Annotated in this window: 27 protein-coding genes; all 27 read right to left on the bottom strand. The window is 64.6% G+C overall.

Going from position 1 to position 12493, the window contains the following annotated elements; genetic code table 11:
- Positions 1-65: 65 nt before the first annotated feature.
- Positions 66-281: a hypothetical protein gene (locus ROSMUC_RS01275; protein WP_037268683.1), complete on the bottom strand. Its 216-nt coding sequence runs from the start codon at positions 279-281 to the stop codon at positions 66-68.
- Entirely contained in the window at positions 281-571 is a 291-nt protein-coding gene (locus tag ROSMUC_RS01270; RefSeq protein ID WP_052115214.1) for a DUF5658 family protein, read from the bottom strand. The genes ROSMUC_RS01275 and ROSMUC_RS01270 overlap by 1 nt, the downstream gene beginning before the upstream one ends.
- On the bottom strand, positions 571-867 hold the full coding sequence (locus ROSMUC_RS01265; protein WP_037268681.1) for a ubiquitination-like system serine protease family protein: 297 nt from the start codon (positions 865-867) through the stop codon (positions 571-573). Before ROSMUC_RS01265 ends, ROSMUC_RS01270 begins: the two co-directional genes overlap by 1 nt.
- The gene (locus ROSMUC_RS01260; protein WP_037268678.1) at positions 864-1136 is read right to left on the bottom strand and encodes a hypothetical protein; all 273 of its coding nucleotides are present in this window, start codon (positions 1134-1136) and stop codon (positions 864-866) included. The genes ROSMUC_RS01265 and ROSMUC_RS01260 overlap by 4 nt, the downstream gene beginning before the upstream one ends.
- A complete protein-coding gene (locus ROSMUC_RS01255) occupies positions 1129-1701 on the bottom strand; it encodes a phage protein Gp27 family protein (protein WP_037268675.1) in 573 nt (190 codons plus the stop codon). The genes ROSMUC_RS01260 and ROSMUC_RS01255 overlap by 8 nt, the downstream gene beginning before the upstream one ends.
- Before the next feature lies 1 nt (position 1702).
- Positions 1703-2005 carry a VpaChn25_0724 family phage protein gene (locus ROSMUC_RS01250; RefSeq protein WP_009819464.1) on the bottom strand — a complete coding sequence of 101 codons (303 nt, stop codon included), beginning with the start codon at positions 2003-2005 and terminating at the stop codon, positions 1703-1705.
- Positions 2002-2343: a DUF2730 family protein gene (locus ROSMUC_RS01245; protein ID WP_245875089.1), complete on the bottom strand. Its 342-nt coding sequence runs from the start codon at positions 2341-2343 to the stop codon at positions 2002-2004. Before ROSMUC_RS01245 ends, ROSMUC_RS01250 begins: the two co-directional genes overlap by 4 nt.
- Entirely contained in the window at positions 2343-2915 is a 573-nt protein-coding gene (locus tag ROSMUC_RS01240; RefSeq protein WP_037268668.1) for a holin family protein, read from the bottom strand. Before ROSMUC_RS01240 ends, ROSMUC_RS01245 begins: the two co-directional genes overlap by 1 nt.
- On the bottom strand, positions 2906-3517 hold the full coding sequence (locus ROSMUC_RS01235) for a holin-associated N-acetylmuramidase (RefSeq protein ID WP_037268666.1): 612 nt from the start codon (positions 3515-3517) through the stop codon (positions 2906-2908). Before ROSMUC_RS01235 ends, ROSMUC_RS01240 begins: the two co-directional genes overlap by 10 nt.
- Positions 3518-3559: 42 nt before the next feature.
- Positions 3560-3949 carry a hypothetical protein gene (locus tag ROSMUC_RS01230; RefSeq protein ID WP_037268663.1) on the bottom strand — a complete coding sequence of 130 codons (390 nt, stop codon included), beginning with the start codon at positions 3947-3949 and terminating at the stop codon, positions 3560-3562.
- Positions 3939-4190 (bottom strand): hypothetical protein, encoded by a 252-nt coding sequence (locus ROSMUC_RS01225; RefSeq protein ID WP_052115213.1) that lies wholly within the window; start codon positions 4188-4190, stop codon positions 3939-3941. The genes ROSMUC_RS01230 and ROSMUC_RS01225 overlap by 11 nt, the downstream gene beginning before the upstream one ends.
- Entirely contained in the window at positions 4187-4639 is a 453-nt protein-coding gene (locus ROSMUC_RS01220; RefSeq protein ID WP_037268661.1) for a gp16 family protein, read from the bottom strand. Before ROSMUC_RS01220 ends, ROSMUC_RS01225 begins: the two co-directional genes overlap by 4 nt.
- Positions 4636-4896 (bottom strand): DUF2312 domain-containing protein, encoded by a 261-nt coding sequence (locus ROSMUC_RS01215; RefSeq protein ID WP_037268659.1) that lies wholly within the window; start codon positions 4894-4896, stop codon positions 4636-4638. Before ROSMUC_RS01215 ends, ROSMUC_RS01220 begins: the two co-directional genes overlap by 4 nt.
- 3 nt (positions 4897-4899) lie before the next feature.
- On the bottom strand, positions 4900-5139 hold the full coding sequence (locus ROSMUC_RS01210; RefSeq protein ID WP_102105827.1) for a hypothetical protein: 240 nt from the start codon (positions 5137-5139) through the stop codon (positions 4900-4902).
- Between the two features lie 62 nt (positions 5140-5201).
- Positions 5202-5441, bottom strand: coding sequence for a hypothetical protein (locus ROSMUC_RS01205; RefSeq protein ID WP_037268656.1), 240 nt, complete (start codon positions 5439-5441; stop codon positions 5202-5204).
- A complete protein-coding gene (locus ROSMUC_RS01200; protein ID WP_037268654.1) occupies positions 5441-5773 on the bottom strand; it encodes a hypothetical protein in 333 nt (110 codons plus the stop codon). Before ROSMUC_RS01200 ends, ROSMUC_RS01205 begins: the two co-directional genes overlap by 1 nt.
- Positions 5774-5783: 10 nt before the next feature.
- Positions 5784-6434, bottom strand: a complete 651-nt coding sequence (locus ROSMUC_RS01195; protein WP_037268651.1) for a DUF3164 family protein — start codon at positions 6432-6434, stop codon at positions 5784-5786.
- A 1-nt stretch (position 6435) separates the two neighbouring features.
- A complete protein-coding gene (locus ROSMUC_RS01190; protein ID WP_037268649.1) occupies positions 6436-6636 on the bottom strand; it encodes a hypothetical protein in 201 nt (66 codons plus the stop codon).
- Positions 6633-6983, bottom strand: a complete 351-nt coding sequence (locus ROSMUC_RS01185) for a hypothetical protein (protein WP_037268646.1) — start codon at positions 6981-6983, stop codon at positions 6633-6635. The genes ROSMUC_RS01190 and ROSMUC_RS01185 overlap by 4 nt, the downstream gene beginning before the upstream one ends.
- Positions 6970-7344 (bottom strand): hypothetical protein, encoded by a 375-nt coding sequence (locus tag ROSMUC_RS01180; RefSeq protein ID WP_037268643.1) that lies wholly within the window; start codon positions 7342-7344, stop codon positions 6970-6972. Before ROSMUC_RS01180 ends, ROSMUC_RS01185 begins: the two co-directional genes overlap by 14 nt.
- Positions 7341-7889 carry a hypothetical protein gene (locus tag ROSMUC_RS01175; protein WP_075571692.1) on the bottom strand — a complete coding sequence of 183 codons (549 nt, stop codon included), beginning with the start codon at positions 7887-7889 and terminating at the stop codon, positions 7341-7343. Before ROSMUC_RS01175 ends, ROSMUC_RS01180 begins: the two co-directional genes overlap by 4 nt.
- Entirely contained in the window at positions 7886-8689 is an 804-nt protein-coding gene (locus tag ROSMUC_RS01170) for an AAA family ATPase (protein WP_037268637.1), read from the bottom strand. The genes ROSMUC_RS01175 and ROSMUC_RS01170 overlap by 4 nt, the downstream gene beginning before the upstream one ends.
- Positions 8690-8707: 18 nt before the next feature.
- A complete protein-coding gene (locus tag ROSMUC_RS01165; protein WP_037268634.1) occupies positions 8708-10831 on the bottom strand; it encodes a transposase domain-containing protein in 2124 nt (707 codons plus the stop codon).
- On the bottom strand, positions 10828-11682 hold the full coding sequence (locus tag ROSMUC_RS01160) for a ParB/RepB/Spo0J family partition protein (RefSeq protein WP_037268632.1): 855 nt from the start codon (positions 11680-11682) through the stop codon (positions 10828-10830). The genes ROSMUC_RS01165 and ROSMUC_RS01160 overlap by 4 nt, the downstream gene beginning before the upstream one ends.
- The gene (locus tag ROSMUC_RS01155; RefSeq protein WP_037268629.1) at positions 11679-11885 is read right to left on the bottom strand and encodes a hypothetical protein; all 207 of its coding nucleotides are present in this window, start codon (positions 11883-11885) and stop codon (positions 11679-11681) included. The genes ROSMUC_RS01160 and ROSMUC_RS01155 overlap by 4 nt, the downstream gene beginning before the upstream one ends.
- On the bottom strand, positions 11882-12106 hold the full coding sequence (locus tag ROSMUC_RS01150; protein ID WP_037268626.1) for a helix-turn-helix domain-containing protein: 225 nt from the start codon (positions 12104-12106) through the stop codon (positions 11882-11884). Before ROSMUC_RS01150 ends, ROSMUC_RS01155 begins: the two co-directional genes overlap by 4 nt.
- Positions 12106-12366, bottom strand: coding sequence for a hypothetical protein (locus tag ROSMUC_RS01145; protein WP_037268623.1), 261 nt, complete (start codon positions 12364-12366; stop codon positions 12106-12108). Before ROSMUC_RS01145 ends, ROSMUC_RS01150 begins: the two co-directional genes overlap by 1 nt.
- Positions 12367-12493 lie beyond the last annotated feature (127 nt).

Here is a 12493-nt window from a genome sequence, read left to right as displayed (position 1 = left end):
GCGCATTGCAAGACCGGCAGAGATCACCCTGGCGTTCCTCGGCTTCGGCTAATGCCTGGCGCAAATCAATCTTGGGCATGAAGATCCTCACAGTTCCGGTACCGCTCGAATGCCAGCGCCTCGGCCTCTGCCGCCTCCTCCAGCAGGACAACCTTCTCCATCAAATGACGGATCGTCTCCGCTCCCCGCGCGCACGACTTCGACACGCAAGGGAATTGTGTTCTGGCAAAGCGCTTCGACTGCGCGTCGAGATCGTTGGCAACTTCGGCAGGCGTAGCCATCAGCGCCGCTCCCGTTCTTTCCTGAGCAGCCGCCAGTTGTTCACGGCCACGCCGCCGGTAATCGCGGCGAGCAGCATGATCCAGCGCTCTTGACCCAGCCACGTCAGCAGAATGCCAGCAGCGAGTGCCACGCCGAACTTGACGGCCCACCAGTTTCCGGTCAGGCCCATGAGGCGGGCCATGAGCGGGTTGGCCTCAACCAGCCCGCCGCGCAGGGCCGCGCGCGTGGTTGCCACGTCGGCGAATTGCGCCAGCAGATAAACCGCCCAGATAAAAACCAGATCAGACATCAGGCAACCTCCCAGTAGCCATCGCGCAGCCAGCCGTGCCAGCCGCAACGCAGTTGATTGACCGACGGCGTGAGCGTCGGCTCGGACATGGACCCGTTCCACTCCCAGCTGGGGGTAGACGCGGGCTTGACGCGCAGGCCGATGATGATCTGGTGCCAACCTTCGCAGCCACAGGGGCAGTAAAACCAAAAGGCAGCGCCGTCGGGGCCGCCTTGGGTCAGGTCGATGTGGAAACTCCCGGGCAGCTTTTGCCGCCGGAACTCGGCCGGGTTGGGGAATTCGATGGCGCGGATCATACGCCCACCTCCACGATCCCGATCAGATAGGGCCGGTCCTGCCACCATGCGACGGTGCAGTGCATGCCCAGATGCGTGAACCGCTGGCGGCGGCCAAAAACGAAGGCGCAGAACGACGGCCAGAGCGGCCCCTTGCGCCAATTGTGGTCGCCAACCAGCACTACAGAGCCGATAGACAGATCCGCACTCGGCAGCGCCGCAAGGTCCGTGACCGGGTCTGCGCCGTCGACGATCTTGGCGCGCGCCAGAGTATCAAGCGGGTCAGCCATTGCGCACCCCCAGAAACTCGCGCTTCAGTTTGTCGATGACGCGGCTGCTCAGGCCCAGCTCTTCACTCTGCGCTTCGAGCGCCTCGACGGCATTGGCCCGCTCCTCGGCGGCGATGCGGGCGCGTTCCTTGACCATGAGCTGCTCGCGAATGCCCGCGCTCGACATGATGTCCTTCATCATCTTGCCGAGGAAATGCAGCTCGCGCGGGTCGATGTCCTCGCCCTCCTTGGTCATTTGCGATTTCAGGACCTTGAAGGCCACGCTTGTCATCATCTGAAAAAGAACGCGGTGCCGGTCGGCCTCCTCCGAGAGGTCATTGTCGGCCAGCCATTGGCTGGCCCATGCCCCCGCCTCCTCCTGCAGCTTGACGAACTGCTCGTATTCCTGCCCATAGGCATGCAGGGCGCTCTTGCCGATGCGCAGCTCGAGCCCGTCTTCTGCAAGGCGGAAATTCAGTTCTTCGGCCAGTTCCTCGTAGCCGTGAAAACCCTTGGCTTTCCACCAGTCATGCAGCCACTGGCGCAGCTCGGGCGGCAATAGCTCGACCTTGCGGGGCGGGGGCATGTCAGAGCCTCCGTGCGCTTGGACGCTGGATATCCGGATGAACGGCCTCGCCGCGCGCGACCTCGATGCCGCGCCGGGTGGCCTCGGCAATGACGAAGTCGCCATGATCGGCAACGGTGACCATGCCCACTTCTTGCAGCCACGCCAGTTCGGTGGTCACCTGGTCAAAGGTGGAGCCGACGCCCACGCCATTGAGCACGTCGCGCAGGATCGAGGCGTTGGCGGTATAGCCCGAGACCTGTTCGAGATGCCGCAGGATCGCAAGGCGGCGGTGTTTGCGCAAGGTTGCCTGATAATCGCTCACTTCTTGCCTCCATCGAGCAGGTGTTGTTCGTGGCGGGACACGATGGCCTCCAGCCGCGCGGTGATCATGGCGTTGCCCTCCATGACGGCGGCCATCTTCTCCATCGACCCGGTTTGTTTGACGAGTTCGAGCTGGAGCGCGTGCATGTCATCCTTGCCCGGCATGTTCTGCACCGCCTGCTCAAGCCGCGAGATGCGCGCCTCGTGACGGTCCATGCGGTCACGCCCGTCCTTCAGGTCCTTGTCGAGGTCTTTGCGGCGCGTGGCGATGAAGGTGTAGAAGGCCACCAGCATCGGGAAGATGACGCCGAGCCCTTTCCAGAAGAGATCCCAATCCATCATGCCGCGCGCTTCCAGTCGTCGAGCGCCGGATTGTCGGTCACCTCCACGGCGGCCAAGGTGATCTCGGCATCCGGCCCTGTATCGGCCGCACCCGGGCTGTCGGGACGCAGCGCCCGCAATTGAGCGACGCTGCGCGCCACTTGCGGGGCCTGTGCGATGATCCGCGCGGCCTCCTTTTGCATCGATGTGCCCCGGAACTTGTGCAACTCGCGCGCGCCAAAGTAGAACGCGACGATGGCCCCCATCAGCGCCCAGAGGGGTTCGGGCACGAGGGCGAGGCCGGCCATCCGCTCCGCAAACCAGATCGGGTCCGACATGGCCGACCAGAAGAGGAAAATGCAGCCAAAGGCCATGGCCGGGCGCGGCAGACGGTTGAGACCGTCCACGAACTGGCCCCAAAGGCCCTGCGCGCCGGTGAACTCCGCCGCCATCTGGCTCAGTGCCGCTTGCTGAAACGCGGCCTCGCGCATGTCCGCCTTCTCGGCATTGGGCCGAAAGACCTCTGCCGTCTCGGCAATCACATTGCGCCCGCCGCCAAAGAGCGCGCCCAGAAATCGGATCAGCCCCATGATGCCACCCTCACTTTGAAATCTGCGTCCGTCATGCGGTAGCGCGCTGACATGAATTCCTCGGCGCGCCTGATCCAGCCGCCTTTGCCGCCCGCGCGGGAGCGTGCGAACTTGCGGCTTGCGGGCCGCGCATCGGCGAGGCGGAAATAGTAGTTGCGCCGGGCGATGGCATAGGCGTCGGCGATATGGGCCGGAGCCGCGTCATGGGCGGCGCGTACCGCGCTCAAAGTGGCCGGGCCAATCACGCCGTCGACCGTGGCGGGGAAGCCCATTTCAGTGACGAGGCGCTGCAGGATTTTGACAGCATTGGAGCCTGCGTTGACCTGCATGTCAAAGACGCTCGCCTGCAGCGCCTCGGGCAGTTCCGCGATGCGGGGCCGCACGAAATAGTGCTCGATGAAGATGTCGACGGCGCGGGCGCGGGTCATGAGGCGCACGTCGGCCACATCCACGTCGCCATCCCGGTCGAGATCGAGGCCCAAGCTGCGCATGGTGTGGATCGTGACGCCAAAATTGGTGGCCCCGCCGGGATCGGCGGGGTCATTCACGAAGCCGCCTTCGCGGGCGACAATCTCTTCGGCAATGGCTCGGACTGTTTGCATGGGTGCTCCCCTTTCCCGTCAGGATAAAGGGGGCGGCATGGCTTATTCAGATGAAGCCTTTCGCATGACCTTGAGGAGGGGTGGTTCTTCCTCCTCGGCGAGCTCGGCCTTGACCTGCAAAACGCGGCGGGCGGTCACGCCGAAACGGTTGGCCAGTTCATTGACCGGCGTATCCGGGGCCTCGCGCAGCGCGTGTTTGAGGCCCTCCCGGGCTTGAGCGCGCCCTGAGGGCACGTCCAGATATTCGCCAGCGTAGCGGGCGGAAATCCATCTGGCAATATCCCGGCCCGCCAGCGTCACGAGGAGGCTGTCGGCGATGCGGGTGCCGGGCACATAAAGCCGCATGCCGCCTGCGCGAGACAAGAAACGCTCGACCGGGGCCTCGCCCAGATCGGCGCGCATCTCGTCAATCCAAGACGGCTCACGCTCCATGGGGAGCCTTCCTGCGCCGCCGCCCCGGGGGCTGCGTATGACGCCGGGTGACGGTCACAACGCAACCGCCCTCGATCCTGTATTCGAACCCGTTGCTGATCACGCCGCAGGCTCCGGCCTCGAGACCTTGATCCACCACGCGCCCGATCTCGCGGCGGACGGCGTCGATGTCCATGCCTTTGACCCGCTCGAGATAGCGGACGACAGCATGGTCAGAGGCGGGGTGGCGGGGCTTCTTCACCGGCGATGGTCCTCCCAGTCGAAGTCGATGTTCTGCCGGTGGCCCCACGTTTTGAGGGCCTGAATGACGGCGTCGATCTGTTGCCACTCGCGCAGCATGTCGACATCGGCCGGGACCGATCCCCAGACAGCGCCAAACCGCGCGCGGATGAACTTGTTGAGCCCGGCGCGGGAGGGATCGCGCAGCGCGCCCGATTGCCCGAGCTTGCGCCAAAGCACATGGATCATGCGCAGGTCGGCGCGCGGTGCAGGCTTGTGGCGCGGGTTGCGGGGCTTGTCCTCGAACCCCGCCTGCTTCAGACGGTTGACGACGAGCTTCAACTCGCCGTCGTTCATGTCGCGCAAGGAGGCTTTGCCGGTGACGCTGACCTGCAAATCCCGGCGCGCGTCCTCGTCGAGGCCCAGCTGGCGGCAGGCCGCGAAGATCAGCTGTTGCAGGGCGCGGTTCATGCGAGTGTCATCCCGAGCGCTTGCGCGTACATCTCGAGAACCGCCTGTTCCTCGGCGACGTCGTTGATGTCGCGCCTGCGCAGCGCGATGATCTTGCGCATCACGGCGGTGTCGTAGCCGCGCCCTTTGGCCTCTGCCATCAGTTCCTTTTGATGCTCCGAAAGGTCCTTCTTCTCCGCTTCAAGCTGCTCCCACCGCTCGATGAACTGGCGCAATTCTTCTGCCGTAACGCTGTAATTCTGATCATTGGTTTCCATGGGTCACTCCTCCTCTTCTGCGTCTGACATGTCGAACATATCCAAGGTCCGGTCACAGCGCGGCTCGGGTGCCCCATCGCGAGCGAACGCGGAGCATTGCGGCACGCCGCCGTTGGAATATTGCCACTCTGCGGGATACTCGGGGTCTGTAATCCGATGCGTCATGGCGCGCAGGTTGATCGTGCAACAACGTTCGGGATCGTCGAAATTGGCCAAGTCGCAGCGTTCGCACCACTGGGCCATAAAGATTTCGCCCTCGGTCCCGTTGCTTGGTTGGTAAGGCCGACGGGCTCCGCGCGGACGGCTCATAACGCGCTCTCCAAATACCGGATAACCGCACCGTGGAGCTGGTTGCGGTCCTCATCCTCGCCGGGCATGGCCTCGATCAGGAGGCGCACAGCGTCGGCCAAGGTCGAGAGCGTGTCGCCCGTCACAATGTTCCCATGGGGGAACGGTCCGCCCTCCCGCGCGGCCTCGACCAAGTCGAAGGTGGCGCTGGAGGTGTGTTCCGCTGCGGCGAGCAGCTTTCTGACTATCTCGTCCATCACACCTGCCCCCTTGCAATCACGTCGTCGATCCATGCGGGCAGACCGTCGTCTATCCGGTTCCGGCCGGTGCAGAGAATGCAGGCGCGCAGGGCCTCGAGCACGTCGTTGATCATCTGGCGTTCGGTGGCGTCGAGCAGGTCCAGCTTGGGGGGCACATTGGCGGAGGCATTGCCGCCAACCTCGAGCATCCAGCGCAGTTCCTTGCGCATTTCGCGGACGGCCATGTGCAGAGCCACTTCCATTATTTGGATCCCCTCGTCGACGGTAATGGTCAAGGGCGGTTCTGTGTCGAGCGTCATGGTGCGTTCGAGCAGGTTTTCGGTTGCCATGCTAATCCCCTCACACCTTCGCCAGGTCGAGAACCACCGTCTGCCACGGGGCCTCGGTGTTGGGGCGGTGTTTGACGCGGACGTAAGTCGCCTTTCCCACCACGCGCATGGCGTCGCGGATGGCGTCCATGGCCCGGTTCCAACGGGCGTCGGCGATGTCGAGCCGCAGGAGCATGAATATCTCGGCGCGGTTGATCTGGCCTTCCTTGTCGGTGTTGAAGGCGCGCGTCACGATGGCCTGAATTTCCGGGCGGCTGTCGGCGGACCATTCATTGAGGCATTCGTCGATCAGGCCTTTGGCGATCTGCAACTCGGGGCCAAAATCCACCCGATCCTGTACTTGGACCTGCACCTGATAGAGCCCATCATAAGTGGTCAACGTCTTGTTGCCTTTGGCCCCGCCGACGGTAGTCCCATACTCCTGCGCGAGGATGGCCTCGAAATCCGAAATATCGTCGAACGTGTGTTCCTTGAACCGGCGGAGCTGGTCGCTGAGCGCCAGCGCATACCCAGCGATCTTGCGCACCTGCTCGTCTTGCAACTGGTCCTGCGGGCGCACAAGATCGAGTGGCACTTCGCGGCCTTTGGCGTCGACCATCTTGCGGCGGCCGTTTTCCTCGATGATGCCTGACGGCACCGGGTGGGGGGTGAATTCAGACATTTTACTCTCCTGTTGAAGGGGGTGTTGAAAGGAGGCGCGGACCCACGCCGTGGAGGGCGCAGACGGCGGCCATCGCGGCGATCTCGTCCATCGAGCAAAGCGTGCTCCCGCGCGGGCCAAGCAGGTCCACCTTGGCCACACCCGAGGCCGCGAGGCGCAGCATCTCGTCGGGGCTCCAGCGGGCGATTTCGGGGGAGGTCATGGGTTGGTCTCCTTGTCGTCGAGAATGGCGTCGATCAGATTGTCACGGGCCACCGTGCGCAGGATCAGCTGCACAAGCTCCCGAATGCTGACCTCACGTGCCGCCGCATGCGGCTCGAAGGCGCGCCTCGTTGCCCCGTCTAGCGTGCTCAGACGCAGGCCCTGCGGGCGAAGCGCGGGGCCGGGGCGCACCCTCGGAAACTCCTCGCCGTTGCGGCGCAGGCGGGCCAGCACGGCATGGACGCGGTTCGGGGTCACGCCGAGGTCGCGGGCGATGAAGGCCGCACCGATCCCTTTTGCCGCAGAACGTCTCACCGCCGCATCGAGGCTGTCGTCATGCCGCGTCATCGTCGGCCCCCTTGTGGATGGGGCACCGATTGCAGGCGCGGTACATGGAGACGCTGAGCGAGTTCACGTTCTCGAACTGCGCGGCCTTCCCGCGCCACTTGCGGCAGACCTGTTTGCCGATCTCACCCAAGGCGGGGCAGTCGACCACCGCCCGCATGAAATGCCCGCGCACGATGTCCTCGACGATGCTGGTATCTGCGGAATAACGGTTGCGCAGGACATTCGACACGAGGGCGGCGCTGCGCTCCATCTTGACCGCGACCTTGTTCTGGCTGGTCTCGTCGCAGGCGCGTGCCAAGGCGGCCACCCAATCGGGCAAATTCTCGCCCCAGAAGGTGCGGGCAGTGTCGAGCGCGCTCATGCCGCACCGCCTTTCGCGGGGGAAAAGGCCCCGGTGTTGGGATCGAGAATGCCCGCGAGCCGCACGGCTTTTGGAGGAAAAGGCCCGCTGTCATCGATCAGCTGATAGATCGCCTCACGGCGTCCGATGATCGCCGTTTGCCTCACTTTCAGATGGCCTGACCCCAACAACTGGCGGCAATAGGCGCGGGCCTTCTCGACGGTGACCTCGACACCTCCGGCGTTCGCATGCGCGGCCAAGTCAGTTGGCCCGAACTGCACCAGCCGCCGCATCGCGCGCCACATATTGCCCTCAGGGGTCGGGACCCCGTCGGGCGCTTCAAGCGCTGTCAGGTTTGCCGCGTCCAACTCGACGCTCCGGAATATCTTGCGGTGCATGTCCTTGCGGATGCATTTCACGAGGCCAGCACGCTCCCAGCGGCGCACGAACTTCTGAGCAGTGTCGCCATGCACGCCAAGGGTCGCGAGGTCGCTCCAGTGAAACTCCTGCATGCCTTTGACGCGATCCCAAGCGTGGCGTTCCATTGTGCTGCGGAAAGGCTTCATTCACGCGGCTCCTTTGCGACCTTGGTAAGCGGCACGACGGTGTCCTCTCTCTTCTCCGGCCGGGCCACCGGGCGGAAATCATCGACACGCCGCACGGCCGGGGGCTGGCCAGTGTCAAAGACCCGGTTGCCCCAAAGCTCGAGGTCGGCCAGACGCCGCCCCCGGCCCATGGCCAGTTCCTTGGCGCGCGCCAGATTGGTGGAGACCCGGCGGATCGAGCCGCCCGAGGCGGCCACGATAGCCGCAAGCAGGTCGGAGGCCACGTCGACACCCGCCGCGTAGATCGGCGCGAGCTTTTCGGCGTCCGAGAGGTTGCAGGCGAGCGCAGGCTCCCATGCGAGCTGGCGGTTGTGGATGTTCTCCCAGCGGGTCAGGTCCTGCGGCAGCTTTTCCTCGCCCACCAGAATGACCGGGGCCTGACTGCTCTCGTAGATGTCGCGGGCCAGCTCGACCATCCGCTTGCGCAGGAGATATTGCGCGTCGTCAATGATGAGCGGGCGGTCGCTGCGGGCAAGCTGCGCGCCGATGGCGTCGACCATGGCGGCCACGCCGCGTTGGGGCGGCAGGCCGATTTCGCGCAGGATCGCCTGCGCCAGATAGGTCGGCGTCCAGCAGTCTTTGACCTGGACAACATGGGCCTGATATTCATTCGCCGCGACCGTCACGGCGGTGGTCTTGCCCCAACCTGAGGGGCCGTAGAACGTGGCCATCCCGGGCAGGCCAAAGGCGCGGGTCTGCACACGTTCGACAAGGCCAATCAGGGCCGCGACGTTTCGCAGGGGCGCAATGGAAGGTGTCATTCTGCTCTCCTTTTCTTGTTACTCTGGGGCACCGAAGCGGCGCGCCATGCGCAGCTGGGCGCGGTAGTCGGAACTCTGCTGATAGTCGGCCAGCCAATCGGCCTGTGCCTGTGTCAGCGCTTCGCCCTCATCACGCGCACGCTCCAAGGCGCAGGCGCGGGCAAAGACGGCGGCTGGATCTTCTTCGACCGGATCGACGGGATTGGTGCGGTGTTCTTCAAGCCGCAGCACCCGGGCCTCGATCTCGGCCAGATGCTCGATCTCCTCGACGCTAGGCGCGCGCCGCCGTTTGGGGGCGGCCTTATGCGGCGTGGCGAGTTGATGTACCTGCGCCTCAGGCAGCGGTTCGTCTGCCGCCAGCCCGGAGGCCGCGCGCACCCGGGCCGCCACCTCTGCTGCTGAGAATTCGCGTGCCGCCTTGGCCTCGTCGCGCTGCGCACGGATCCAAGCCTTGCGCTTGCGGTTGTGGTCCCGCGCGGCGTCAACATCGAAGAATGGTGCCGCCTCGCGGCACTCTGCATGGCCAAGGTAGTGGCCCGCCAGATCGTAGACTTCCAGCCCTGCTGTCAGATCGTCCGCGTCGAACCGCGCAACCACCTTTTCCCCAGCGATCCGGTACATCCACTCGGACCAGTATTCCGTGTCGTAGAGCTTGAGCGCGCCGTTGCCGGTCTTGGCCCGCACACCCTCGGCGCGCAGGAGCCAGAGGCGCAACTGTTCGTCCGTCGCGCGTTTGATTGTCGCCTTGGCATAGCCCTCGTTGAACACCTCGTTGAACGACCGTCCCATGGCCACTTCACTGCGCCGTCCGGGGCGGGCGTTGTGATGCGCCAGTTCGTCCTCGAGAACGAGGCGGAACTCCTCGAGCGGGATGGCGCGGGTACCGTAGTCTTCCGGCTTGGCCTCCGGTTTGTTGCCGGTATAGGCCCCGTCAAAGGCGGGGTGCTTCGCCACCCGGTCGCAAAGATCGCGAAACGCCCGCTCGATGGGCTTGGATTGCCCTGAATAGGGTGTGGCCCAATGGATATCGACGCCCAAGAGCGGCAGGAGGCCGGGAATGTCTTCGTCTGTGACCTTGAACGTGTTGCGGCCTTTGTCACCGCCGGTCATTGCCTTGGCGGCGAACTCCTTGCCGTTGTCCATAAGTACCGACTGCGGGATGCCCCATTTGCGTATCAGATCTCCGGTCACCAGCTGTGCCGTGTGGCTGTTGGCTGTGGGCGACAGGCGCCAAGCCAAGAGCTTGCCGGAATAGACGTCCGACCAAGCCATCATCTGCGGCCGCACGGGCTTGCCGTAACCCGGCCAGCGAACGAAGTTATCGAACTTGTGAAAGTCGCCCACAACGCATTCCAATGGCACCATGAACGCCTTGCTGCGGACTTGGGCGGGATAAAAGCGGCGCAGTGCCTCCGCGCCCTTGCGCATGAAAATCTCGGTGGGGGCCGAGACGTTGGCCTTGAGCCAGCGCCGCACCTGATGGAGGGGCGGCACGGCGCTGTTGCGCCGCTCGGATATCCAGACGCGCTCGGCGCGGTCATAGCAACTGGTGAGAGAGGGCTGCGACAGGCGCAGCCAATCGCTGCGCACAAGCGACAGGAACTCGGGATCAATGTCATTTCTCTGGCCGGGGGAGCGCCGCAGCGCGCGCCCGTCGATGAGGTAGGCCAGCCGGTCAGCGCGTGCGACGCCCTCGACCTGCCCGAGGTAATTCCAGAGGGATTTGTCAGACCGCCCCAGCTTGCGCGCGACCTCGCGCACGGCCGCCGAGCGGGTCAGCCCGGCCCCTTCCAACAATTCGACCTCGGCAATGGCCCCAAGCCGCGCCTCGGCCTCGGCGCGCGCCTTGTCGCCCGCCGCCGCATAGCGCTCCCATGCCTCGCCCGTCCCCGGCTTATCCGCCGGAGCCGCGACCAGACCGGCGCTGAGCCGCATCCGGGCGCGCAGTGGCAAGATGCTCCAGTGATACTCGACGCCGCCGCCGACCCCCTTACGCCGCCGGACCTTTCCGGGGTGCCGTGCCCAGCCCTCGCGCACCGCCAGATCGTTGACCTTGCGCTTTGTGCCGGGTAGGTCGGGCAGTCCGGCCTCGGCCAGCTCGGCGGCAGACCACCACTCTTGCGCAGGGGCGGGTCCAGTCATGCCGCACCCCCCTGCTCAATCTCGCCAAACAGCGCCGCAACCTCTGCGCCGCGCTCCTCGAGAAACGCCATGCGCGCGCCCTTGCCCGCGCGGTCCCATGCGTCCATGAGGCGCGCGAGGGTGGCGTCTTTGGGGCTGGCCGGGGCCGGTGCCTCCCCGCGCGCGGCGCGGTACGCCTCGCGTGCGGCTTTGACCGTTTTTGACCGCCCGGCTGATAGTTCTTCTACAACGAAACCTCGTTCCTCAGCCTCGCCCATTTTGCCGATATCAATCAGGTCCATCACCTCGACCCGCTTTGGAGCGGCACGAAGACGCTCTATCTCCTCGCGCCGCAGGAGACTGCCTGCGCGCACGAAGTTGCGAACGTGGCGCTCGCTAAGACCAAGATTTTCCGCAACGCTTTCGGCAAAGGATGCGACGGAAATCATTTCCGCCGTATCCCATCGCTTGGATGCAAGGCCCGCCCCGGTCGCCGCTTTAGCCTCCGGGTGAAGCCGTTCATAGGCCGACTTTCGTTCAGCCAGAAACAACGCCAGATCGACCGGGATAAGGGGCTGACTGGCAAGGTTGCCGTCGATCTCCATCATTCTGGCTTCGGCGTCGTTGCAGCGAAAGAGATCAACAGGGACCACCGTCTCGCCAAGTTCTTGCATCGCGGTCAAACGGTGCAGCCCCTCGACTAGATAGTCGCCGTCCTTCTTACGCCGCACCCATATTTTGCCACGAAACCCGCTCTGGCGGATCGACGCCTTCAGGCTCTCGACATGCTTGCGCGAAACATTCCGCAGCCGGTCTTCGACCTTGATCGCTTCAATCGGCAGTTCGGCGATTGTGGAAAGGTGCTCAATCATTTAACCGCCGCCTTTTCAAGCTGATCAAGCCAGAATTCAACGGCCTGAAGGCTCGCGCGCACCATTTGGATTGAGAATTCGCTCGGCTCGTCTTCTTGCGTTTCGATCCGGACCCGCAGGGTCCGGGCGCGGCTCAGAAGCTCTTGGGATTTATCCCGCACCATCGCGGCCAATTCTTCGACGTTTGCTTTATCTTGGGTCATTCTGGGGCCTTCGTCATTGTGTACCGGCAGATCAGCCGGTCGGCTTTGCGCTCGCGGGTGCAGAGGATCTCCGCCCCGTTGGCGCGCAGTTCGGAAATGCAGCTGTTCACCGCCACCACATGCGCCCGCCGCACGATCTCGCGCGTGGTGTGCGGGCGGCCGTCCTTGAGGACGGCAAGCACCCGTTGCAGGCGGGGCGAGGTGAGCGGCGCATGGTGCATCAGCCCACCATCTGGGCGTCGAGCCCGGCACAATTGGTGCGGCAGTTGCCGCACATGCGGTGGCCCGGTCCCGTTGACCAGAACTCGGTGCCGCAGGTCAGGCAGGGGCGGTTGCGGGCGTGCTTGGCCTTCAGGGCCTCGTCCTGCATCCGGTCTTGGGCGCGCAACGCGATGTCGCGGTTGCTGAACGCGCCGGAGACCCGCGCCTTTCCGTCGAAAACGGCGTAGCCGTGGCCCCATCTTTGAACATGCAGGTCCATCCCGTTCACCCTCCGAAACTGGCAAGGGCAAAGAGCAGGACGAACAGCGCCAAAGCCCCCACCACATCACCGATGACAGAAAAAACGCCCCGGCCGGAGCAAGCAGACTGGGCACAGCCGGGGCGCA

This window comes from Roseovarius mucosus DSM 17069 (genome assembly GCF_000768555.3).
GTDB lineage: Bacteria > Pseudomonadota > Alphaproteobacteria > Rhodobacterales > Rhodobacteraceae > Roseovarius > Roseovarius mucosus.
This window is presented reverse-complemented; position numbering and strand designations above follow the sequence as displayed.